The organism is Chryseobacterium sp. IT-36CA2 (assembly GCF_949767875.1).
Classification (GTDB): domain Bacteria; phylum Bacteroidota; class Bacteroidia; order Flavobacteriales; family Weeksellaceae; genus Chryseobacterium.
In genome coordinates this window covers 721,497-744,322 of record NZ_CATKPG010000011.1, presented here as the reverse complement: position 1 = coordinate 744,322, position 22,826 = coordinate 721,497, and the positions used below count along the sequence as shown (strand labels likewise).

The following is a 22,826-nucleotide window of genomic DNA, read 5'->3' as shown; positions in this document are numbered from 1 at the left end:
AAAATAAAAACCACTTTAGAAAAGTGGTTTTCAGGGATATAACTTTAAAAGTTTTTTTCTTTAAATGCAGGGGCATTCTGATCTTTTTCAGAAAGTATAGCATCCTTTTCATCAACTTTCCAGTCTATACCAAGATCCGGATCATTGTATTTTACGCTGCCTTCTGATTCTTTATTATAAAAATTATCACATTTATAGGAAAATACGGCATGGGTACTCAACACAGAAAATCCGTGACCAAAACCTCTTGGTACATATAGCTGAAGTTTATTTTCAGCCGTGAGTTCTATTCCGAACCATTTTCCGAATGTGGGAGAATCTTCTCTAAGATCTACCGCTACATCCCATACGCTGCCTTCAAGACAAGATACCAGTTTTGCCTGTGCATGTTCTCCTTTCTGAAGGTGGAGGCCTCTAAGTACTCCATAAGAAGATTTGGAAATATTATCCTGTACAAAGTGTCCGTTCATTCCTGTAAGTTCTTCGAATCTTTTTTCGTTGTACTTTTCAAAGAAGTATCCTCTATCATCTTCAAATACGGTAGGCTCTAGGATATAACAATCTTTAAGCGGGGTTTCTTTAATTTTCATAGTAGTAACAAATTCTATTTCAATACGGTTTTTAATGTTTTAAATAAAATTTTGATATCGTTTTTGAAAGACATATTTTCAAAATAATCAAGATTCATTTTTACCTTGCTTGGGAACAATACTTCATCATTATATGCTAAAGGATCCTTCTGGTTTCTCAGAAGTTCTTCTTCATCTCTATATTTTATGCTTGCTTCACAAGTTAATCCTGGTTTCAGCTCCAGTACTTTTCTGTCTTTTCCTGTAAGTTTATCATAATATCCTTCGATATCAGGTCTGGGACCAACAAAACTCATATCACCTTTCAAAATATTAAACAATTGCGGAAGTTCATCAAATTTAAATTTCCTGAGAGCCTGCCCTGTTCCGGAACATGTTCTCTTATGTTCATGAATTGTTTTAAATTTAAAAATGGTAAAAGGTTTTCCGTACTGTCCTATTCGGGTTTGAAAAAAAATCCCATTAGAAGAGGTGTCCAGACTTGCAATCACAAACAAAATGATCAGTATTGGCATAAACAGCAGCACAAATAGTACTGCTAAGATAAAATCAAAAATTACTTTCCAATATTTATACTGATTCATTTAATTTAACAATATTAAACTCCAAAGTAAGTATGGATTACTTTTGTTATTCTTTCTCTGTCGTCATCTGACAAATTAGAGCCTGATGGAAGACACAACCCATTATCAAAAAGCTTTTCAGAAATATTTTCTCCATAGTAAGGAGCTGATTCAAAAACCGGCTGCAGATGCATTGGCTTCCAAAGCGGTCTTGATTCGATATTATCTTCTAAAAATGCAAGTCTTAAATCTTCTCTGTTTTTTCCTGTAGTTTCCGGATCGATAATTATTGCGGATAACCAATGATTTGAATAAAAATCATTTCCTGGTTCGGAAAATACGGTTACTCCATCAATATTTTTGAAGATGTCAAGATAAAAATCATGCATTGCTCTACGGGCATCAACTCTGTCTTTAAGCACTTCCATCTGTCCTCTTCCTATCCCTGCTACGATATTACTCATTCTGTAGTTGAAACCAATATGTGAATGCTGATAGTGAGGAGCGTTATCTCTAGCCTGTGTAGAAAGGAAAACAACTTTATCTTTATCCTCCTGAGTATGGCAAACCAAAGCTCCTCCTCCTGAAGTTGTGATAATTTTGTTTCCATTAAAACTTAAGATTCCAAAACGGCCAAATGTTCCACATGCTTGTCCTTTGTATTTAGAGCCGAGAGCTTCTGCAGCATCTTCTATTACTGGAATTTGAAATTCCTGAGCAATAGCCGTAATTTCATCCATCTTTGCCGGCATACCATATAGGTGAACCACAATAATAGCTTTAGGCTTTTTTCCTTTTTGAATTCTGTCTTCGATAGCTTCTCTTAATGCTTTTGGGCACATGTTCCAAGTGTCTGGTTCACTATCTATAAAAACAGGGATTGCCCCACAGTAAGCAATAGGATTGGCTGAGGCTGAAAAAGTCATAGACTGGCAGATTACCTCATCGTTATGCTGTACTCCGCATTCTATAAGGGAAAGGTGTAGTGCCGCAGTCCCTGCTGAAAGAGCAGCTACTTTTGCATTTTCACCTAAAAACATTTCCAGGTCATTTTCAAAACCGTTAACATTAGGTCCTAATGGAGCTACCCAATTTTCGTCAAATGCTTCGTGGATATATTTTAATTCATTACCTCCCATATGTGGTGAGGATAACCAGATTTTAGTATTCATATTATTCGTGAAATTTTATAGGTTTAGCTGGAATTCCTACTGCTGTACAGTTTGCAGGAAGACTTTTATAAACTACTGCCCCTGCTCCAACAATAGTATTTTCACCAATTTCAAGAAGGTTTATAATTTTCGCACCTGTCCCTACATAAACTGCCTCATTTATAACTACTTCTCCTGAAATGTTAACTGTCGGCATGAATGAGCAATAATCTTTTATTATTGTATCGTGCCCTACTGTACAAGAAAGATTAAGAATTACAAAATCTTTTATTTCTATATTTACTGTAATAATAACCCCTGCACAAATAATATTTCCTTTTCCAATTTTTGTATCATCTTGCCCAATAATTACTGATGGATGTATTAAAGATGGAAATTCAATATTAGGATTATTTATTCCCTGTATAATTTTTTTCTTTGTTTTAGGATCTCCTATCGCTACTGCAATGCATAAAGGATGCTCTACCTCATTTATTTCTTCAATTTTCCCTAAATATGGAACTCCATTAATATCATGATCATAATGTTTATCATCATAAAATCCTTGAATCTCAAATTGTTGATCTTTTTGGTTGATATGATCGATCAGCATTTTCACCTCACGTCCAAATCCTCCTGCTCCAATAATTGCTATTTTTTTCATATTTTAAATTTTTCTTAAAAAAAATTTTCTAAAATTTACTTATCTCCAAGCGGAATAATTATTATTATAAAACCACCTGTCTCTCAACAACGAATGCTTCTGCCTTCTTTACACCTATAGTAGCTCCTCTATACATAGCTAATGCTTCAAAGGCTTCTAATGATCTTGAATGAGGAAATTCCTTTATTTGTGAACCGAAAAACTTCATTGCTTCAGTTTTTTTTGAAAATACATCAGTAACGTCAACAAAGTGATTGGGTACAAATGCTTTCTCTTGCATTGGTGTCCACTCTGTTTCAGATAGTGTTTCGTAACAATATATATTTAAGATTTTGTTTTCTCCTTGTGGCCTTGCAGCTACTAAAGAAGCACGATAAATAGCTTTATGATCCTGATGAATATCTCCTGGGTGTGGAAGATACAAATGAGTGGGGTTTATTTTTTGAAATATTTTAGAAATTTCCAAAGAAATTTTAAATTCAGGAAAGGCATTAAGAGCGGGGGCAGGAAATTCTAAAAAAAAAGTTTCTTTTACTCCCAAAAACTGATGTGCTGCCATAGCTTCAGAACGTGTACTTTTAACCTGATCTGCTGAATAAAGCTCGGGTGCTCCTTCCGAAGCATTTGTTGCAATTACTATAGTTACTTCATCTCCAGCTTTTATATGTCTGGCAATCGTTGCTCCGCATCCAATGATTTCATCGTCAGCATGGGGTGCCACTATTACTACTCTATTCATTTATTATTTTTTAAAATGTTTTTTATTTTATATATTTCATCTTCTATATTGTAACCCAATTTATCTCCAACATTAATTGAAATACCAAGATCTCCTTTGAATTGATATTCTTCTATCCACAGTAATCCCTCACCTGTCTGGATCAGAAGTTCTTGTTTTTCATTTTTCAACAAAACTCTTCCTATTACTCCTTTGAACTGAATATATTTTTCCGGTCGGCAAGACCAGATAATCAGTTTCTCATCCTTGCAATAAGTATAAGCTCCCGGGTGTGGTTTGGAAGCAGCTTTAATCAACCTGTTTATAAATCCGGCATTATCATTCCAATTGATAAGTCCATCTTCTTCTTTTCTTACTCCATAATGAGAAGCTAAGTGCTCACATTGAGGAATAGGATTCCATAAACCATTCTTCAATTCAGGAAGCCATTGATCCAATGCCAGTTCAATATTTTCCAAAATCTTGGTTTCAACACTTTCTGCATTGTCATCTTCTTGAACTTTGAAGATAGATTGCACAAAAACCGGTCCGTCATCAGCACCTTTTCCCATTAGAAAAAACGTAGCTGAACCATAAGACTGCTCCAACGTTATCCATGCCAAAGGAGCTCTTCCTCTTCCTACCGGAAGCATTGTGGGATGAAAACCAACACAGCCTAATTTCGAAACAGAAAACCAATCGTCCTGCAATAACTGAGAAAATCCAACAGCAAAAATTATGTCAGCCTTTTTTTCAGCAGCCCATTTAAGATTTTCTTCATCATTAATTTTGGTAAAACTTTTGTAATTTATACCAAGATCATAAGATAATGCAGCCAAGTCTGCCCATCCGGAAATCTTATCTTTATCTTTAGGTTCATGCCCAAGGACTCCAACTACTTCCAGACCATTTTCAATTAATTTTTGAATAATCTTAGCTGTGGAATTCACAGCTCCTATTACTAATATTTTATACATTTGGGCGGTTTATATATTTATCTTCACCATTAAACAATATCAGAAATGTTTTAAGTATGATTTTAGTATCTAATAAAAAACTTTGATTTTCGACATATTCTCTATCATACTTCCATCTTTCTTCCCAGGATAAATGAATATTTCCATTAATTTGCGCCAATCCAGTAAGGCCAGGAACCACCTGAATTCTTTTTTTCCCGTCTTCATTGAATTCTGTAAGTTGTCTCGGTAAACATGGACGTGGACCAACTAAAGACATATCACCATTAAATACATTAATAATCTGGGGAAGTTCATCTATTTTAAAACGTCTTAAATAGTATCCTATTCTGGTTACCTCTGCATCTCCTTTTAGTATTTCTCTATCTGCCACCCTCTCCCTATCATACATTGTTCTTATCTTATATATCTTAAATACTCTTCCCTGATAACCTAATCTTTCCTGAAAGAAAAAGAACTTTCCAGGGCTGTCTATTCTAACTAAAATATAAACGATCAGAAATATAGGGAATAAAAATATAATGATTGAAAGTGCTATAAAAACATCCAATAACCTTTTGATAAATGTCTTATACATCATTATTATAATTTACATATGTTTAAAAATATATACGGAAATAATTTCATTTTAATTCTCATAGTTCTATTCCAAAATTAAAAAAATCTGTTCAAATAGATTGATTACAAAAAATTCTATCAATTCTATTTATAAAATGTCCCAATATTTTATTCTCTGGACATATTTTTTATGTTTCCAGTAAACTTATTAAGTTTTGTATTTACTGTTTTTTCTCTTATATATAACCCTGTGTTATAATTAAGAATATTATTATCTTCAATGTTCACATTTCCTTTCATTCCCAAATTTACAATAACCCCAAAACCATTAAATTCCTTGTTACCTGTAATGATTTCATTATTTTTAACAAAAAAACTATTATAATTAATCGTATTGTCTTTAGAATTTAAAGAGATACCTGTATTAAAGGCACTAATCTTGTTATCCGTTATATATATTGGTTTATTAATCTGTTTATTCTTTAAAATAAAACAGATTCCCATTGAAGATCCGGTTCCTTTAAAAACATTTTGAACTACAGATACATCATCAAAATATCCCAAAATAAAAATGTTATTATAAGAATTATTTATTTTATTATTTTTAATGGAAATGTTTTCTGTTTTCGTTTTTTCAAACTGATTCTGAAGCATGATTGCAGAATTGAGTCCTGATAAGGTTGTAATACTGTTATTTTCAATACTAATATTTCTAAAATAGGGACTATTACCCGTAGTGGAGCTCGTTATACATGATGTATCATCTGGATTTTTTATAGAAATATTATTGTCTGTAATACTTATATTTTCTGAACTTCCATTAAATCTTACAGCCCCCCACATAATGTTATTAAAAGTATTTCCTTTTATTAATAAATTATCACAATCATCATAAAAATCAATAGCATACAGACGATGCTGTCCTGAATTACTTCTGCCTGCGTTATTAATGTAATTATCTACAATACTTACTTTTCCTCCGTTCTTTCCTAATCCATATCCTGAAATAGCAGCTATACCGAAATCTGGATTTTCATATGTTTCATTATCAAATCTGTTTTTACTGACTGATATGACTGCATTTCGGGATGACCCAAAAACTACATGTTCCAGCAAATATTTTTGATTTTGTTTTTTTGAACTAAAAAAATTATTATTTATGGATACATTCCCATAGCTTTCTGTTATTTGGATTGACCGGGTATATAAATTCAAAAATTTGGAATTTTTAACTTCAATGTTTTCACACCCTTTAAAGCCCAATCCTCCATTAAAAATATTGGGATAATCTTCTTTAATATAGGTCTGAAGCTTCGAACGAAACATTTCTACACTAAAGCCATCAATTCTAATATTCTTAGAATTCAAAAAGTTTATAAAAAACCCAGAAAATCTTTTATTGGAATACAAAGTTGAATTTTTAAAAGATAATTCAAGATTATTTATATTCTTTACAGTTATCTCTTTTTCGAGTTCAATATTATAACCGTCAACAACTCCAACCGCATTCTTATTTGACACATCCTGAAAAAACTTAATCAGAGAAACATTATGATCCTTCTGCGTTTTTGAAGCATACGCAGAATAGTATATTATTGGTTTTTGTCCCAATAAAACATTACATAAAAGAATACATATTAAAATAAATTTCTCTTTGTTCATAAGCTAAGCTTCTATTATTTTGAAATAAGACTGTTCAACTTGAAATTCTTTTTTCAAAAAATTCAAGCTATTTTGTCTCAACACTTCAAATTTAGCGCCATCCATTTCTTTCAAAGTATCAATAGCATTAATCATTGATTTTAAATCATCTGAATGAACAGCCATACCACAATTATTTTTTACAATATCAGTTCCTATATCTGTATTAGAATCTGTAGCAGCCAGTACCGGCATTTTAAACTCCAAATAAGAAAGCAATCTTGACGGATAATTTGGAATCAAAAAATCCTTATGTAAAAAAATAAGTCCTATATCACAGGATTGAACCAAAAGATCATAATCTGATTTCGGAATTGCCGGAAGTAGTAATACATTTTCAGGTTTAAAACTATCAAACCAGTTTTTCAGTTTATCATATTCTGTTCCTGAACCAGCTATAACAAAAAATATATCTTTATCTCTGGACTTCGCCTGCAACGTTTCTATAAGAAAATCTATTCCCTGAGGTCTGCCTAAATTTCCGCCATATATAAATACCCTTCTGTTATAAGGTATCTGGTATTTTTCCCGAATCTTCTTTTTATTATCTTCTGAAATATCTGCAACCAATTGCAAGTCTATAGAGTTTGGATTAATCTCTACTTTTTCTTTAGATATATAGGAATTATGATTGAGAACAAATTTTACATTTGCCTCAGACATACATCCAATTTTATCAGATATATTATATAGTTCTCTTTCCTTATTTCTGAAATATTTATATAAAATTCCTTTTTTTGATAACAGCTTCATGTCTACTGCATTTTGTGGAAATATATCTTTCAGAAGCAAATATGATTTGGCGTTATCTCTTTGTTTTATGTATTTAATAACTCCTGTAAATGTAATAGGCGGTGTAGAGTAGATTATAAGGTCAAACTTCACTTTTGAAAAATATTTTTTTATTGCATTTAAAAATAATTTTTCAATCGCTAACGTTGAAATTCCTTTCTCAATAAAGTTTGTTTTTTGGATATTGAGTGTTTTTACATTCAGGAAAGTTGCATTTCCTTCTTTTCTTTCAGTTGTTTTTTGACCTTCACGTCTTTCTATCGGGCTTACAATATATACATTATGATTATGGTTTGAAAACTCACGCATCAAATCATGGTAAATACCTCGCTCTTTTAACGTATTTATTTTAGCCAGGGTAAGAAATAATATATTCATTTTTTATATCTTTCTCCAAACTACTCTATTAATATAATCTGTATAGCTGAGGATTATTCTCACTACTTTTTCTGATACATTTGGCATGGAATAATCGGATACTTGTCTATAGTTTCTTTCACTTCCGGTTGTCTGTTGTTTTAATTGAACTAGTCCTTGTAAGATTCTTTCCGGAGATAAGCCCACCATCATTACTGATGCTTCCTCCATAGCTTCAGGTCTTTCATGTGCTTCTCTGATATTAAGAGCTCTAAAATTTAAAATTGATGATTCTTCTGAAATTGTACCAGAATCTGAAAGTACCGCATAACTTCGCATTTGAAGAGCATTGTAGTCATGGAATCCCAGTGGTTTCAGAAATTGAATTTCAGGTCTAACCTCCAACTGCATTTTATCGATCATATTTCTTGTTCTTGGATGTGTAGAAACAATAATCGGATATTGATATTCTTCTGCAATAGCATTAAGGCTGCTGATTAATCCTCTAAAATTTTTATCGGAGTTAATATTTTCTTCTCTATGAGATGAAACAACAAAATATTTCCCTTCTTCAAGGTTGAGTCTTGTAAGAACTTCAGAATCTTTAATTTTCGGAAGATAATGATTCAAAACTTCATACATTGGAGATCCAGTCTTAATAATCCTGTCTGCAGGAAGCCCTTCCCTTAGAAGGTATTCTCTTGCAATATCTGAGTATGTCAAATTGACATCAGAAGTATGATCAACAATTTTGCGGTTTGTTTCTTCAGGTACTCTTTGATCAAAACATCTGTTTCCTGCTTCCATATGGAAAATCGGAATTTGTCTTTTTTTGGCAGGAATAGCACATAAACAAGAGTTAGTGTCTCCAAGTACTAAAAACGCATCAGGTTTTAGTTCTTCAAGAAGCGGATCTATTTTAATAAGAATATTTCCTACAGTCTCCGTTGCTGTTTTTCCTGCTGCTTCAAGAAAATAATCGGGTTTTCTTAACCCCAGATCATCGAAAAAAATCTGATTAAGTTCATAATCGTAATTTTGCCCGGTATGGACAATAATATGTTCTACAGCTTCAGATGCGTCTAAAGCTGATAATACTCTTGATAGTCTAATGATTTCCGGTCGTGTTCCTACGACTGTCATTACTTTTAATTTCTTCATCATAACAAAATAAAATTATAGATATAATTACTGCTGTAAAGCTCCAAAACTCCATATTCGCAAAGATACTGTATGAAGTAAGAACCAACACAAAGTATTGGATAAAAAATAAAAAAAAGGGTAAATAACAGATATTTTTTTTGATATACCTTATTTTGAATTTCCCAAAATCTTTAAAATAGAAAAATAATAAAATAACACCCACTATTCCCATACTCATCAATACCTCAACAAAAATATTATGTGGATACATACCATCTTCAAACAAAATACGCCCACCAAAAGGAATATTATCTTTAAAAACATTCCATCCCTTTAATAAATAATAGGACCGTCCACCTCCGTTTCCTTCAAAAATTGCATTATACATCCTGTTTACAAATTCAAAGTCTGATGCTGATGTTTGCTTTAGAAAATAAATGCTGATAATAAAAATAAGTGCAAAAGCTACTAAAGCGATCCAATATTTTATTTTGTTGATATATAACAGTAGTACTAATAAAATAATAAATGCGGCCAGCATAGGGCTTCTTGCAGAAGAACTGAAAATAGTAAATCCACCTATTAATGTACCTAAAATTGGTTTTAGCCATTTTTGAGGTGATTGAAAATAATAGAAAATTGACAATATCAGCAATGACAAACCATAATGCCCAACACTTATATAGTAACTGACAAATATTCCACTTGATTTTTCAAAGTGCTGAAATACAAATATTGTCCATAAACAACTTACTCCCAAAATAATTAATAGGAAGTTGAATATAAGAGAATTCAGTTTCACCGTGATCTCTTTTGTAAAGCTAATTCCTAAAACAGCTATATAAGGGATCAGGTTCAAAAAAATGATCCTTATATAAGTTCTATTTTCTTCATTGATTGTATCCGGTAAGTAAGTGTCATTTTTAAAACTATAAATAGCTTTGAATAAATAGAACATCCAGAAAAGGAATGTACAGATAATTGTAAATTTCCTTTTCTTAATGTTCTCAAAATTTTGATAAATAACATAACAGCCTAACAATAAGACTGTAATACGGAAAGGAACAGAAAAATAATTATTTGAATCTGCATTTACTAAAATAGCGAACGAGTATGAAAATATATACCCGAAGGTTAGTAAAAAGATAAATCCAATATTATTTTTTTTTACCAATTCCATATTAGACATTTAAAAAATAAGTATCTGAATCCTCAGGATTAAAAGGTTCATTGATCCAAAAGATTGTATATAATTCTTCGTCTCCTATATTTTTAATATTATGGGTGTACCATACCGGCATATCTACATAAGCGGGCTCTGCACCATCCAGATAAAAATCATGAACTTCATCAGTATCTATTTTTCTAAGCTGTATTAGAGCTTTTCCTTTTATTACTGCGAATCTTTCTATTTTTCTTGTATGAAAGTGGTTTCCTCTTGTGATACCAGGAACTGTAGTAGAGAATGAGCATTGTCCTCCTATTCCCAATCTGATTACTTCTACAAAAGCTCCTCTTGGATCAGTATGTTGTGTAAATTTTACGGGATAGTGGTTTTTAATATCAAAATAACATCTGAATGTATTGAAGAGATTCAGATCAAACTTTGATTCCAATACAGGGATCTCTCCGTTTTCAAAATAAAGTTTTTTATAATTTTCAAGTTTCAGAAGTACTTCTGAAACTTTATTTACAGAAGTATGTGAAACTTCATATACATTATTCGTTTTACCACCTTCTATCTGACTGATAATTTCCTGAACCAATTCTCCCACATAGATTAGCTTTACTTCGCCATCATTGTCAATTACCGGAGTTTCTCCATGGGTAAGTTTATAACAAAAAGTTGCAATGAAAGAATTATAGTTTGGTTTGCCAAAAGGGCCAAATACATTTGGGATAATCATTCCTGTAAATTTCCCTCCAGCAGCTTCTGCCCATTGGGCAAAAATTTCACGTCCTTCTTTTTTTGATTTTCCGTAAAGGTTGTCTTTTTCTTCCTGAGAGGACGATGAAAAAAGAACATGAGCTTTCGATCCGGTTCTCTCCAATGATGTTGTAAGTTCTCTTACTAATTTTACATTGTTCTCATAAATGACTTCAGGATCCGGATGACGGTTCATTGCAGCAAGATGTACAATAACATCACATTGCCCAACAAAAGCGTCTAATTTTTCAGGAAAATCAAAGAATTCTTTATGGAAATCAACTCTCTCAAATTCTTCAGGTCTTAACCCTAATGTATTGTATAAATGTGAACCAACAAAACCATTCTGGCCTGTAATTCCAATTTTTTTCATCATACTAATTTTTTAAAATAATTTATTGGAAACCGATAATCATCATCAATCTCCCCTAGAGAATGATCAACCATTACCAGTAATTTTGATTTTTCTACTTTTGCCTGAATTGCACTTGCATACCCTTTGGGCATATGCAATACATCTAATTGGTCAGCATTCAATTCGAACTCCAATATATCAGTTTCTTCGTTCGGATTTTCCCAACTATCAATTTTTATCAACCGTATGATAAAACTTCCATATACTGCAGAAAACCATCTTTGCTCTACTTTATGCCCAGTCCATCCTCTTATCAATTCAGTATTGACATTTTCTATATAGTATAGTCTTTTAATATTTGATAGATCTAATTTGTTATTAAAGAATAAATTTCCTCTGATATCCGAGTAATTTTCACCTTTTATAATTTCAGGTTGGCCCATAAAATATTATATTATTTCTTCTAAATGTTTTTTATACCACTGAAGAGTCAGCTTAATCCCTTTTTCTATATCTACTACAGGTTTCCAGCCTAATTGCTGTTTAACTTTTTTATAGCTTACAGCTCTTCTTTTAATATTATCAATATCTCTTTCTTTGTGCACCACAACCGCTAAATGTGGAACTTGTTTTTTTAAAATAGTAATTAATGAATTAATAGATATTTCCTGACCTGTACTAATATTATAAATTTCATTCACTGAATCTGGTGACACAGCAGATAAAATAGTAGCATCTACAGCATCTTCTATGAATGTAAAGTCACGGGTTTGCTCGCCATCCCCAAATACCGTCAGATTTGACCCGGTAAGAGCATTATAAATAAACTTTCCTAAAACTCCACAATACTCATTACTAAAAGACTGTCCATAACCATACACATTGGAATATCTTAAAATGGTAACTGGTATATTATGTTTTTTTGCATACAACAGAGCATAATTTTCACTCAAAAGCTTAGTGGCGGCATAATTGCTCAAAATATTGGGGGCAGAGCTTTCATCAAATGGAGCTTCATTATTGTTTATATCCCCATAAATTGACGAGGATGAAGTGATAATGAACCGGGCAAGTTTATTGGGATTTGAGTCTTTTAAATAATTCAATATTCTCAATGTACTTAAGGCATTAACTTCGAGATCGTGTTCAGGTTTTTCTCCTGATACAGATATGTGTGAACAGGCTAAATGAAAAACATAATCACAATCATCTAAATGATCAACATAGTTTTCAACATTTAAAACATCTGTTTTTATAAAAATAATTTTCTGCATGTATGCAGAAAGTCTGTCAGGACTGCTATTACAACAATTATCTACTACTACAACCATACAATCGTAACGATCAACCAATGACTTAACCAGATTGTGACCTACGAATCCCATTCCTCCTGTTACGATAATTTTTTTCCTGTCTACCCCCCCTAAAAGCATATTATTTAGATTTTAATTAAAGGATAAAATTCTATTCATATCCAATTGACATTTTAGCAATAATATCATAACTTAAATTTTCTTTAGAGGTCTTTTCTGCACCTTTTTTCATCTTGTTTAAAAGACCTGGCACTGAAATAATCTTTTCTAATGTTTCAGCAAATCTAGTTGGAGTAATATCATTTTGTTCTATTTTGATAACATTTTCATTAAAGTTAAGATAAGACATATCCTGATTTCCTGAATCACCTGCAATTAAAGGCAGGTGCATTCCTATTGCCTGCTGCCATAAAACAGACTGACTTGCCGGGAAAACAGCAATATCAGAAATTGCCATATATTCATAGAAAGCTTCTGAATCAAGCCATCCTGTAAACTGAATATTATGTCCTGCTGCCCTATCTTTTAATTGATTAAAATATTGATCAGCTCCCGCTGCTGGAGCTCCAAAAACAATCAGGTGTAAATGAGCTTTATTTAAAAGCCTGACAGCCTCAATTATCACCTCTGTTCTTTTTTTCTGATCCAGTTTTCCACCTGTTATCAGTACAATATCATCTTTTGCAATTCCTAACTTTTCTCTAAAAGTATTTCGATCTACTTTTTCTTTTATAATTTCTGAGAAACTACAATCACACCCCAGCGGCAATAATTTGGTTTCGTTTACGGGTACTTTATAAACCTCAAGCAAAAACTTCGAGCTTCCCGGTGTAGCATAAAATATTTTAAAAATATGCTTTTTATATCTATTCAAGACATTTCTCCAAATAATTTTATGAAGAATATTCAGAGAAAGCCAATTTTGCGCGGAATTACTATAGTCAATTTCAGAATATAATATAATATTACAGCCTTCCTTTTTTTTATATTTTACAGCATCTTTAAGATTCAGCTGAATAGCATTAAAAAAAATAAAATCAGGTTTTTCTATACAGAGAATGTTATAGAAGTTTTCAAATTTTTTAATACGTTTTTTTAAATTTAACTGGTAAGGTTGTCTATATATTTTTATCCCATTACTCATCTTTACAGACGCCTCCCGATATGTATAATAATGATGATTATAAAAATCAAAAACGTTATCTGTAACTGAGCAAATAATAAAAACCTGGAAACCCAACTTAATATATTGTTTTGCCAATTCATTTTCAATATAAGTCAAATTATCTCCAAAAAAATCAGTTACTATTGCTATCTTCATGGGTTTAAAAGAATTATATTAAAAGTTAAATTAGAATATATTAATCCGGGTATTGCATGATATCTTCTCCCAAAACTTCTTTCCTGATTAATGGAAGTTTTAATAATAATTTTTTCATTCCTTCTACATCCTGCTGTTCTGTATTATGGGAATGATAATCTTCAATTTTAGAGATATCTTCTACTCCTTCAGAGAAATACTGGGCATAATTAAGGTCTCTGTTATCTGCAGGAATTCTGTAGAAATCTCCCATATCTTCTGCCTTAATCATTTCCTCGCGTGTACAAAGAGTTTCATAAAGCTTCTCTCCATGTCTTGTACCAATAATTTTTATAGGATTGTCTGATTTAAACATTTCCTTTAAAGCGACAGCAAGATCTCCAATAGTTCCTGCAGGAGCTTTATTAACAAATAAATCACCAGGATTTCCATGTTCAAAAGCAAATAGTACCAGATCAACAGCTTCTTCCAATGACATTAAAAATCTTGTCATATTCGGATCTGTTATTGTAATAGGTTCCTCATTTTTGATTTGTTTTATAAACAATGGAATTACAGAACCTCTGGATGCCATTACATTTCCATATCTTGTAAGACATACAACAGTTTCTACCAGATTTCTGGAAGCTGCAACTGCTACTTTTTCCATCATTGCTTTGGAAATACCCATAGCGTTAATAGGATATGCAGCTTTATCAGTGCTAAGGCAGATTACTTTTTTTACTTTATTTTGAGCAGCTGCATCTATTACGTTTTGAGTTCCTTCTACATTTGTTTTCACAGCCTGCATTGGAAAAAACTCACAAGATGGTACTTGTTTTAGCGCTGCAGCATGAAAAACATAGTCTACTCCTCTCATAGCAGGCTCTAGACTTTTATAATCTCTTACATCACCAATATAAAATTTCAGTTTATCATTTTTAAACTGGTTTCTCATATCATCCTGCTTCTTTTCATCACGGGAAAAGATTCGAATTTCTTTAAAATGCTCTGTATTTATAAACTTTCTTAAAACAGCAGTTCCAAATGAACCTGTTCCTCCGGTGATAAGAAGTACTTTATCTTTTATTTGCATGTGTTTTTGTTGTATATGGTTTATTTACTCTAAACAGGGTAAAATCTTCTATTATTATTTTATTAGTTTTTCCTTCTCTTCAAAAGTAGGATAATTTATTAAAACGGCTTTGTAAACTCCTTTGAATACAAAAAGGCTTCCTGCAGCAACACCTATAATCCCGTGCTTATCGATTACCTGCTTAATATCATTCAAAGTACCTGCTCCTCCCAAAACAGTAAGGGGAAGTGATATTTTTTCTCTTACTTTATCTATAAGGCTCATATCATATCCCTTCATCACACCATCCTGATCTATTGAATTGATAACAATTTCTCCAGCACCCAGTTTCTGTGCTTCCTCAACAAATTTAAAAGGATTGATTCCTGTAGCCTTTTTTCCATTATGGGTATATACTTCATATCCCCCAAAAAGCTTTTTCTTAACGTCTAAAACAACGATTACGCTTTGTGAACCAACTCTTTCTGCAATCTCTGTAATCAGTTTCGGATTTTGGAGTACAGCGGAGGATAATGCAATCTTTTCAATTCCCAATCCAAAAATTCTCTGAGCTTGTTCTAAAGTCTTTACTCCTCCTCCATAACATAAAGGCATTCTGGATTGATTAGCAATTCTTTCTATTAAACTGTAATTGGGTTCCAAACCTTTTGCTGTAGCATCAATATCAAAAATGGCAAGTTCGTCAACTTCTTTTTCATTAAAAATTCTTACCGCATTGATAGGGTCTCCCACATATTTGGGATTTTTGAAATTAACAGTTTTTACAAGTCCGTTATCCTGGATCAGAAGACTCGGTATAATTCTTGGCCTTAGCATGTATATTTAAAGTTTTGCAAAGTTGTGTAATAAGATTTCACCATAATGGTGGCTTTTCTCTGGATGAAACTGTATTCCATATTTATTTTCATGGTGAGCTGCTGATGCAAATTCTCCACCATAATCTGTAATTGCCATAATATCCTCCTGATTATTACAGTGAAAATAGTAGGTATGAAGAAAATAAAAAATGGAGTTGTTTTCTAGACCTTTAAATAATTCAATATCTTTTACCGGCTTTACATCATTCCAGCCCATGTGTGGAAGTCTGGTTACCTGATGAATTTTTGTTTCATCGAATTTTTTAACAGTAGCATCTATCCACTTCAAACCATCGAGTTTTCCTTCATCGCTGTTATTAGCCATCATCTGCATTCCTACACAGATACCAATAACAGGGACTTTCTGCCCTAATACAAGTTCGTCCAGTTTATCTCTCATTCCTGAATTGTTCAACTGGGTCATTGCATGGTCAAAGTGACCAACACCCGGAAGGATAAGTTTTTCCGCTCCTTCAAGATCATCTTTTGTTTTTGCAATCTTCACGGGAACATCCACTCTTTTATATACATTAACGAAGGCATTGATATTTCCAACACCGTAATCAATAATTGTTATCATCTGAATAATCTTTTTTCAAGACCAAGTTTTCTCATAGTCTGTGCACCAATTCCTATAAGTGATCTTTTATTCTTATAATCATGATAGGTTTTATTTTCACCTTCAAATAACTTCTGAAGTTCGTCCGTAGTAAGGTCTAATTTATGAGCTACATATTCAAACTCTTTCTGTAAAAACTCTTCAGATAGTTCTGGTCTTGACACTCTATCTAATGCTTCTTCTCTTGTCATCTGCCCTGTCAGAACTAAACTCGAAAAATGAGCTCTTCTTTTTTGATATCCGAATTTTCTAGGTAGCCAATAATCTTCGAAAAACCTTGTAAATCTTGACTCGTGGTGTTTATGCTGGAAACTCTCCCAACCATACTTGTCAAGCAACAATTTTTCTACATCATTTTTAATATAAGGCAGACAGTTTAATGGTTTATAAACCTGCATTCCTAAGACATACTTATAGTAAAGTTTATAGCTCATGATATCTACTATAGGAAAAGATTTAAGATCTCTTTTCCCGAATTTTTTATGGATATCCATGATTAAAGTTTTGTCTATCCCTGGGTAAGCTCCCCATTCTTCGGGTTCTCTACAACATTCTGTTGAGAAATTTCCTCCAGTAAGAACGTATTTAATTTTATTCTTTTTTGCGAATTTATAAAGCCCTGAAAAGAAAGCAATATCCTGAGGCATATCCTGATCTGCAATCTGTGATTTCAGGAAGGCAACCTGAAGGTCTTTCATTTCTTCCCAATTGATTACCTCTGTATATAAATCCAAATTAAGTCCATTAACTAATTTTTCAATATTACTTACTGCTCGGTCTGTATTCCAGCCAGCGTCTACGTGAAAGATAAGAGGTCTAAGTCCCATTATTTCTTTCGCTACATAGGCTGCATATGAGCTGTCAAGTCCCCCGCTAAGTCCTATAATACAGTCAAAGTCTCTATTCTTACCATCTTTTTTTATCTTCTCAGCCTCCTGTTCAAGTTCTTTGAGCCCCCTTTCATCCGTATGCCAGGTTGGTAAAATACTTTCTGTATAGTTAATATAATAATCACTCTCTCCTTTCTCATTAAAAACAATATTAGGATCTGAAGTATCCATAATTGTTTTGGTACAGATCTGATATTTTCTGTCTTCTTTCATCCCTATGCTATTTTGGTTTTTGTTCATAAGTTTAAATCAAAATTATCATTAAATTTCAACTTCTGTGTTTATGTTATTCTAAAAATGTGATAACGTTTTATTAATAAGATGATCCCAATCAAGATATTTTGAAGCGGTTTTCGCTGCTAATGCTTTTCTGTTCTCCAGTTCATCTTTTTTATAAATAATTTCTTCAATGCTTTTTTTAATATTTTCAGAATTTATTTCGTCTTTTTTCAATTCTGTTATTGCATTAAATTCATTAAGATATTGTATAGACTGTTCACCTGTATCCCCTACAATTAATGCTAAGCCTGAAGCTATTGCCTGCTGCCAGACAATAGATTGACTTGCAGGAAAAACTGCAAGATCTGCCGCGGACAAATGTTCATAAACTCCCCCATTATCCAACCATCCTACATAATGAATATTTGGGTTGTTCTGTGATAAAGTTAGCAATATTTCTTTATACTCTTTATTATACTGATCTGCATCACCAACAATAATGAGATGAACGTTAGGATCATTAATTTCATTAAATGCCTGAAGTAACAGATCTATTTTTTTTGCAGGTGTGAACTTACCTCCCGAAAATATCACTATATTTTCATCTGTGATTCCCAACCTTTCTCTTATTTCCTTTCTTTTTCCTGAAGCTTTAATTTCTTTTACGCGATCAATATCTGCTCCCAAAGGCAAAACTTCCATTTCTTTTTCAGGAATCTGATATACTTCGTTCAAAAATTTTGTACTACCAGGAACTATAGGATAAAATTTCGATATATGCTTGCGGATAGGATCCATATACAAGCGTTTTCTAATGATTTTATGCAAAATACTGAGAGACAGCCAATTATTAGCAGAATTAGAATAATCACAATGATAGTCCATAATCATTTTAACATGGGGATTCTTCTTCTTATATTTTAACATTTCAAACATATTGGGCATAATATCATGAATATATAGCAAATCAGGTTTGAAGTCTTCAACAATATCTGTAATATCAGTATATTTTTTTATTTTACCTAATAAATTAAATTTAAAAGGAAGCTTTATAATTTTTGCTCCATGATCATAATAGATTCTTTTGGGTTTAGAATTATCATGAATATTGTTATAATAATCAAATACATTTTCATAAGTTGAAGTAATTACTGTCACCTCATGCCCATGTTTTCGATAATACTTTACTAAAAGATTTTCCTGATATTCTAAATTTTCTATGTATAGCTCACAGAGCATTAAGATCTTCATTATTTTTTAATTATGTTGTTGTTATTAAGTAGGAGCATAAAGAACAGCAGACCTCCTGAAACTAAGGTTGTAAAAAGAGATACATTCATTAACACAACACAAGCCACACTTATAAGTAATATACCGAGTAACTTGTTAGTATTCAAAGAAAATGAATCAAATAGATAAAATATGAACGAACAGAAAAACCCAATAAGAATAATTCCGGGAAGCCCAATAGAAGACAAGCCATCTGTGATGAAGAAATTAGCATTTGCATTAAATTTATCAATATCTATAAAATAAGTTCCTACTTCTATTCCCAATTGGTCCTGATAAGGATATTCTACAAATTTATTGATGATTGAAATATGGCTAAAATAAGTATATGGATGATTCTCTAAAAAAACATTATAATAAACAGTCATCAACGTACTTGTATACAAAGTTCTAAACAGAAAAATTCCTGAAAGAGCAAAAACCACATCATTGACGAATGGAATATCAACAAATTCATTACAAAATAGAAGAACGATTGTAGGAATTATTATAAATTTAAAAAATCTAAAAATCTTCGCTCTGTTGTTTGTTGATGAAAATAATTTGAAAATTAAGTATATAAATACAATAGAGAAGATGTACTGTTTATTAGCCATAGTCATATATAAAATGACCAAACCTGAAATACCTATTATCTTCTTTATCTTATCATTTTCAATGAAACCTATACATAAAATAAAGGGAAAAAATGCATTACTAAGCCATAATATAATATGCCCTGCAAAAGCAGACTGTTCCTGAATCTCCTGTCCAGCGAAACGAGTCTGATACACCTCTTCAGAAGCAAGAATATTAACAAACGTTAAATTATCACGATATAAAAAAACAATATAAGCCAACATGGTAAATACTAAAAAATAGTAAAGTGTCCAGAACAGACGATAGGGTACATTAAATGGCTTAGATTTGAAAAGTTTAATTTTATAGAAGCTACATAATCCCCAAAAACCTAGACAATAGCAGAAAGAAATTGTAATTTTGTCATTAAAAATGATCTGTTTATCAAAAAAAGTTCCGGTGATCATTGGTATATATGTAAATACATAAAGTATCCATACTCCAAACATACTTGGTCTTGTGATTTCCTTTGGTATGAATAATGAGGGGAGCGTCGCGAAAATAATATAAAAACTCCAGATCTCCAGTGTTGGCTCATCACTCTCCAAACCAAAATACCCCCAAGTAGGCACTAGGTAGGAAAAATAACCAATTCCCACCAAGATACTTAATATCAAAGAGGAAATAATTAGTTTATATCTGGATTCAAAATTTATATTTTTTACATTCATTAATTTGAAATTTTTTGTCTTGCGATCCTATAAGATAATGCTATAAAAATAATATTAAAAATTAAAGCGTTTATAGTGAATAAAATCAAGGATGCTGAAGCATTATTAAAAATCTTAAACCCTAAAAAAATCATAATTCCTCCTATAACTGCATTCAAAAACTGAAGCCTCATAAGTATCTTTTGTCTTTCTCTGATATTGAATAGAACATTCAATGGTGTAGCAATAAATTCCACGAGCAATAAAACAGATAAAATTCTAGCAAACATTCCTGCTTCATACCATTTTTCTCCAAATACTACTACAAACAGATACGGTGAAACGATAAACAGAAAAAGGTATATTGGTAATGACATAATAACCAATTTTTTGAATGTAGATTTATACAGATCTATACAATTTCCGTTTTTTCTAATTTCATCTATCGCATCATTCCTAAAAACATTTCCTATAGCTGTAGTAATAACGATATTAGGAAGCCTCAACATTCTATTGGCCATTGAGAAAAATCCTACAATAGTAGTACTATATATTATAGAGAATAAAATAGGTATAAATTGCTGACTGGCAGTTAATGACAAATCAGAAAAAAGCATATATCTAGGGAAAGAAATATATTCTTTACCTACTCTCTTGATATCTTTAAATACAAAAATTCCTTTCTTTAACTCCGGCTCTGAATAAATGATATAAAAACTGGAAATAATTATTCCTAAAATCAAGGCAAATATCATTCCTTCACCTAATTTCATAAAACCTAAAGCTACACTACAAATTGTCGTAATGATAACCTGAAGCGCATTGGCAAATGTTATTTTTTTATATTCTTTTTTCCTTTGCAACCAATAAACTGAAGCAGAAAAAACAGCAATAAAAAATATATAAAGAGGAGCCAGATAAATCCACCAGTAATTAAGAATCTGCAATTCTAACCGGTCTTTAAAAAACTCCTTTAAAATAATTATTATTCCTAAATATATTAACGAGACAAAAAAGCCAATGAACAATATAAGTTGAAATAACTTTTTGGCCTCACTGTCTTTTTCAGGAAGCCCTATTGCCAGTTCAAATCTCCCTGTAGAAACTACTCCAGAGATTACCATATAACTCGTAAAAAGAGAAAGTAATCCAAATGCTTCCACAGAATAAAGTCTGGAAAGCAATGGAGAAAAAGCAATGACAATAATCTGACTAATAATGGTACCACTAGCCAATATTGCAACATTCCTAAAGAACGAATTAGATTTTACTCTATTTATGATACCTCTAAAATCCAAAATTATTTAAATAATTTTTCATTCATATTTTTTGTCAATTCCATTGAATTTTTCAGCTAGTTTATGTCTGCCGTTGGTAAGATAATGAAACGATCAATAATGTATTGAATAATTTAATCTCACTTATATAGAAACTAAAACCTTTTGAAAAAAATTGCTTTAATTATTTAAGAGCATATATTTTCTCAATAATATCTACTACTTTCAATCCTTCCAAAGCGTTGGTTGTAATAGTATTTCTTCCTTTCAGTACATCTACCACATTTTCGATGATATAGTGGTGATTGGCTGCAGAACCTTTATAGGCACCATAGTCATTTCCTGGGTTTGTAGGAGGAAGTTCCGGCATTACATAATCTTTAACATTACATACCTCTACTTTATCCATATATTGTCCTCCAATTTTGACAGCTCCATTTTCGGCAATGATTGTCATTGAACTTTCAAGATTCTGATTCCATACAGAAGTAGAATAATTTAAAGCTCCCATTCCTCCATTTACAAAATCAAAGCTAATAAAGCCTGAGTCTTCAAAATCAGTAAGATCTTTATGATTAAAATCTGCAAACTTTCCTTTAATATTAGTGATATCACCAAATAGCCAGTACATGATATCGATAAAGTGAGAGAACTGTGTGAACAGTGTTCCTCCATCCAGCTCAAGCTTTCCGTGCCATGATTCTGGTTTATAATATCTTTCATCACGATTCCAATAGCAATTAAGCTGAACCATATATATTTCGCCTAATTTTCCGCTTTCTACCATCTCTTTTACCCATGCCGAAGGTGGAGAATAGCGGTTTTGCATTACAGCAAAAACTTGTTTATGCTTGTGCAGTGCCTGGAAAATAAGTTTTTCAGCATCCTGTTTGTTCAAAGCCATTGGCTTTTCTACAACAATATGTTTTCCGGCATCAATTGCTTTATAAGACTGTTCAAAGTGGAATCCGTTTGGAGAAGCAATATTGATAACATCTACTTCAATTCCGGATTTCAAAAACTCATCCAAAGATGCAAAGAAAGGAACATCATAGCTTTCAATTCCTAAAACAGATTTATCTTTTACATCGATTAGAGCTACAAGCTCACATTCCTCATTTCTTGAGATCATTTCGGCATGTCTTTTCCCGATATGCCCGCAGCCTACTACTGCAAATTTTATTTTTTCAGCTATTTGCAT

The 22,826-nt window shown here is 32.0% G+C and carries 23 protein-coding genes; all 23 read right to left on the bottom strand.

Annotated elements, in window-relative coordinates:
- Window positions 1-44: 44 nt before the first annotated feature.
- The gene (gene rfbC / locus ACM6F9_RS04220; RefSeq protein WP_414844547.1) at window positions 45-590 is read right to left on the bottom strand and encodes a dTDP-4-dehydrorhamnose 3,5-epimerase; all 546 of its coding nucleotides are present in this window, start codon (window positions 588-590) and stop codon (window positions 45-47) included.
- 14 nt (window positions 591-604) lie between these two features.
- Window positions 605-1,174: a sugar transferase gene (locus tag ACM6F9_RS04215; RefSeq protein ID WP_414844546.1), complete on the bottom strand. Its 570-nt coding sequence runs from the start codon at window positions 1,172-1,174 to the stop codon at window positions 605-607.
- Between the two features lie 14 nt (window positions 1,175-1,188).
- Window positions 1,189-2,325 carry an aminotransferase class I/II-fold pyridoxal phosphate-dependent enzyme gene (locus ACM6F9_RS04210; protein ID WP_414844545.1) on the bottom strand — a complete coding sequence of 379 codons (1,137 nt, stop codon included), beginning with the start codon at window positions 2,323-2,325 and terminating at the stop codon, window positions 1,189-1,191.
- 1 nt (window position 2,326) lies between these two features.
- The gene (locus ACM6F9_RS04205) at window positions 2,327-2,968 is read right to left on the bottom strand and encodes an acetyltransferase (protein ID WP_414844544.1); all 642 of its coding nucleotides are present in this window, start codon (window positions 2,966-2,968) and stop codon (window positions 2,327-2,329) included.
- Window positions 2,969-3,032: 64 nt separating this feature from the next.
- The gene (locus ACM6F9_RS04200) at window positions 3,033-3,707 is read right to left on the bottom strand and encodes a PIG-L deacetylase family protein (RefSeq protein ID WP_414844543.1); all 675 of its coding nucleotides are present in this window, start codon (window positions 3,705-3,707) and stop codon (window positions 3,033-3,035) included.
- Window positions 3,704-4,663: a methionyl-tRNA formyltransferase gene (locus ACM6F9_RS04195; RefSeq protein WP_414844542.1), complete on the bottom strand. Its 960-nt coding sequence runs from the start codon at window positions 4,661-4,663 to the stop codon at window positions 3,704-3,706. Before ACM6F9_RS04195 ends, ACM6F9_RS04200 begins: the two co-directional genes overlap by 4 nt.
- Complete coding sequence (locus ACM6F9_RS04190) at window positions 4,656-5,243, bottom strand: sugar transferase (RefSeq protein WP_414844541.1); 588 nt, start codon at window positions 5,241-5,243, stop codon at window positions 4,656-4,658. The genes ACM6F9_RS04195 and ACM6F9_RS04190 overlap by 8 nt, the downstream gene beginning before the upstream one ends.
- A gap of 146 nt (window positions 5,244-5,389) precedes the next feature.
- A complete protein-coding gene (locus ACM6F9_RS04185; RefSeq protein WP_414844540.1) occupies window positions 5,390-6,883 on the bottom strand; it encodes a hypothetical protein in 1,494 nt (497 codons plus the stop codon).
- A gap of 3 nt (window positions 6,884-6,886) precedes the next feature.
- The gene (locus ACM6F9_RS04180; RefSeq protein ID WP_414844539.1) at window positions 6,887-8,092 is read right to left on the bottom strand and encodes a glycosyltransferase family 4 protein; all 1,206 of its coding nucleotides are present in this window, start codon (window positions 8,090-8,092) and stop codon (window positions 6,887-6,889) included.
- Window positions 8,093-8,095: 3 nt separating this feature from the next.
- Complete coding sequence (gene wecB / locus ACM6F9_RS04175) at window positions 8,096-9,232, bottom strand: non-hydrolyzing UDP-N-acetylglucosamine 2-epimerase (RefSeq protein ID WP_414845098.1); 1,137 nt, start codon at window positions 9,230-9,232, stop codon at window positions 8,096-8,098.
- On the bottom strand, window positions 9,180-10,394 hold the full coding sequence (locus tag ACM6F9_RS04170) for an O-antigen ligase family protein (protein WP_414844538.1): 1,215 nt from the start codon (window positions 10,392-10,394) through the stop codon (window positions 9,180-9,182). The genes wecB and ACM6F9_RS04170 overlap by 53 nt, the downstream gene beginning before the upstream one ends.
- 1 nt (window position 10,395) lies before the next feature.
- Window positions 10,396-11,514 (bottom strand): NAD-dependent epimerase/dehydratase family protein, encoded by a 1,119-nt coding sequence (locus tag ACM6F9_RS04165; protein WP_414845097.1) that lies wholly within the window; start codon window positions 11,512-11,514, stop codon window positions 10,396-10,398.
- Window positions 11,514-11,939 carry a WxcM-like domain-containing protein gene (locus ACM6F9_RS04160; protein WP_414844537.1) on the bottom strand — a complete coding sequence of 142 codons (426 nt, stop codon included), beginning with the start codon at window positions 11,937-11,939 and terminating at the stop codon, window positions 11,514-11,516. The genes ACM6F9_RS04165 and ACM6F9_RS04160 overlap by 1 nt, the downstream gene beginning before the upstream one ends.
- A 6-nt stretch (window positions 11,940-11,945) precedes the next feature.
- Window positions 11,946-12,929, bottom strand: coding sequence for an NAD-dependent epimerase/dehydratase family protein (locus tag ACM6F9_RS04155; protein WP_414844536.1), 984 nt, complete (start codon window positions 12,927-12,929; stop codon window positions 11,946-11,948).
- A 31-nt stretch (window positions 12,930-12,960) separates the two neighbouring features.
- The gene (locus ACM6F9_RS04150; protein ID WP_414844535.1) at window positions 12,961-14,070 is read right to left on the bottom strand and encodes a glycosyltransferase family 4 protein; all 1,110 of its coding nucleotides are present in this window, start codon (window positions 14,068-14,070) and stop codon (window positions 12,961-12,963) included.
- 100 nt (window positions 14,071-14,170) lie between these two features.
- Complete coding sequence (locus tag ACM6F9_RS04145; RefSeq protein WP_414844534.1) at window positions 14,171-15,205, bottom strand: polysaccharide biosynthesis protein; 1,035 nt, start codon at window positions 15,203-15,205, stop codon at window positions 14,171-14,173.
- 54 nt (window positions 15,206-15,259) lie between these two features.
- Window positions 15,260-16,021 (bottom strand): AglZ/HisF2 family acetamidino modification protein, encoded by a 762-nt coding sequence (locus tag ACM6F9_RS04140; protein WP_414844533.1) that lies wholly within the window; start codon window positions 16,019-16,021, stop codon window positions 15,260-15,262.
- Between the two features lie 6 nt (window positions 16,022-16,027).
- Window positions 16,028-16,642, bottom strand: coding sequence for an imidazole glycerol phosphate synthase subunit HisH (gene hisH, locus ACM6F9_RS04135; RefSeq protein ID WP_414844532.1), 615 nt, complete (start codon window positions 16,640-16,642; stop codon window positions 16,028-16,030).
- Window positions 16,639-17,811 carry an N-acetyl sugar amidotransferase gene (locus tag ACM6F9_RS04130; protein WP_414844531.1) on the bottom strand — a complete coding sequence of 391 codons (1,173 nt, stop codon included), beginning with the start codon at window positions 17,809-17,811 and terminating at the stop codon, window positions 16,639-16,641. Before ACM6F9_RS04130 ends, hisH begins: the two co-directional genes overlap by 4 nt.
- Before the next feature lie 51 nt (window positions 17,812-17,862).
- The gene (locus tag ACM6F9_RS04125; protein WP_414844530.1) at window positions 17,863-19,041 is read right to left on the bottom strand and encodes a glycosyltransferase family 4 protein; all 1,179 of its coding nucleotides are present in this window, start codon (window positions 19,039-19,041) and stop codon (window positions 17,863-17,865) included.
- A complete protein-coding gene (locus tag ACM6F9_RS04120) occupies window positions 19,041-20,369 on the bottom strand; it encodes a hypothetical protein (RefSeq protein ID WP_414844529.1) in 1,329 nt (442 codons plus the stop codon). The genes ACM6F9_RS04125 and ACM6F9_RS04120 overlap by 1 nt, the downstream gene beginning before the upstream one ends.
- Window positions 20,369-21,646, bottom strand: coding sequence for a lipopolysaccharide biosynthesis protein (locus ACM6F9_RS04115; RefSeq protein ID WP_414844528.1), 1,278 nt, complete (start codon window positions 21,644-21,646; stop codon window positions 20,369-20,371). Before ACM6F9_RS04115 ends, ACM6F9_RS04120 begins: the two co-directional genes overlap by 1 nt.
- A 163-nt stretch (window positions 21,647-21,809) precedes the next feature.
- Window positions 21,810-22,826 (bottom strand): Gfo/Idh/MocA family protein, encoded by a 1,017-nt coding sequence (locus tag ACM6F9_RS04110; protein ID WP_414844527.1) that lies wholly within the window; start codon window positions 22,824-22,826, stop codon window positions 21,810-21,812.

Excerpts from the sequence above, each read along its gene's own strand:
- rfbC (WP_414844547.1), bottom strand. The coding sequence starts at position 590 with ATGAAAATTAAAGAAACCCCGCTTAAAGATTGTTATATCCTAGAGCCT.
- ACM6F9_RS04215 (WP_414844546.1), bottom strand. The coding sequence starts at position 1,174 with ATGAATCAGTATAAATATTGGAAAGTAATTTTTGATTTTATCTTAGCA.
- ACM6F9_RS04210 (WP_414844545.1), bottom strand. The coding sequence starts at position 2,325 with ATGAATACTAAAATCTGGTTATCCTCACCACATATGGGAGGTAATGAA.
- ACM6F9_RS04205 (WP_414844544.1), bottom strand. The coding sequence starts at position 2,968 with ATGAAAAAAATAGCAATTATTGGAGCAGGAGGATTTGGACGTGAGGTG.
- ACM6F9_RS04200 (WP_414844543.1), bottom strand. The coding sequence starts at position 3,707 with ATGAATAGAGTAGTAATAGTGGCACCCCATGCTGACGATGAAATCATT.
- ACM6F9_RS04195 (WP_414844542.1), bottom strand. The coding sequence starts at position 4,663 with ATGTATAAAATATTAGTAATAGGAGCTGTGAATTCCACAGCTAAGATT.
- ACM6F9_RS04190 (WP_414844541.1), bottom strand. The coding sequence starts at position 5,243 with ATGATGTATAAGACATTTATCAAAAGGTTATTGGATGTTTTTATAGCA.
- ACM6F9_RS04185 (WP_414844540.1), bottom strand. The coding sequence starts at position 6,883 with ATGAACAAAGAGAAATTTATTTTAATATGTATTCTTTTATGTAATGTT.
- ACM6F9_RS04180 (WP_414844539.1), bottom strand. The coding sequence starts at position 8,092 with ATGAATATATTATTTCTTACCCTGGCTAAAATAAATACGTTAAAAGAG.
- wecB (WP_414845098.1), bottom strand. The coding sequence starts at position 9,232 with ATGAAGAAATTAAAAGTAATGACAGTCGTAGGAACACGACCGGAAATC.
- ACM6F9_RS04170 (WP_414844538.1), bottom strand. The coding sequence starts at position 10,394 with ATGGAATTGGTAAAAAAAAATAATATTGGATTTATCTTTTTACTAACC.
- ACM6F9_RS04165 (WP_414845097.1), bottom strand. The coding sequence starts at position 11,514 with ATGAAAAAAATTGGAATTACAGGCCAGAATGGTTTTGTTGGTTCACAT.
- ACM6F9_RS04160 (WP_414844537.1), bottom strand. The coding sequence starts at position 11,939 with ATGGGCCAACCTGAAATTATAAAAGGTGAAAATTACTCGGATATCAGA.
- ACM6F9_RS04155 (WP_414844536.1), bottom strand. The coding sequence starts at position 12,929 with ATGCTTTTAGGGGGGGTAGACAGGAAAAAAATTATCGTAACAGGAGGA.
- ACM6F9_RS04145 (WP_414844534.1), bottom strand. The coding sequence starts at position 15,205 with ATGCAAATAAAAGATAAAGTACTTCTTATCACCGGAGGAACAGGTTCA.
- ACM6F9_RS04140 (WP_414844533.1), bottom strand. The coding sequence starts at position 16,021 with ATGCTAAGGCCAAGAATTATACCGAGTCTTCTGATCCAGGATAACGGA.
- hisH (WP_414844532.1), bottom strand. The coding sequence starts at position 16,642 with ATGATAACAATTATTGATTACGGTGTTGGAAATATCAATGCCTTCGTT.
- ACM6F9_RS04130 (WP_414844531.1), bottom strand. The coding sequence starts at position 17,811 with ATGAACAAAAACCAAAATAGCATAGGGATGAAAGAAGACAGAAAATAT.
- ACM6F9_RS04125 (WP_414844530.1), bottom strand. The coding sequence starts at position 19,041 with ATGAAGATCTTAATGCTCTGTGAGCTATACATAGAAAATTTAGAATAT.
- ACM6F9_RS04120 (WP_414844529.1), bottom strand. The coding sequence starts at position 20,369 with ATGAATGTAAAAAATATAAATTTTGAATCCAGATATAAACTAATTATT.
- ACM6F9_RS04110 (WP_414844527.1), bottom strand. The coding sequence starts at position 22,826 with ATGCAAATAGCTGAAAAAATAAAATTTGCAGTAGTAGGCTGCGGGCAT.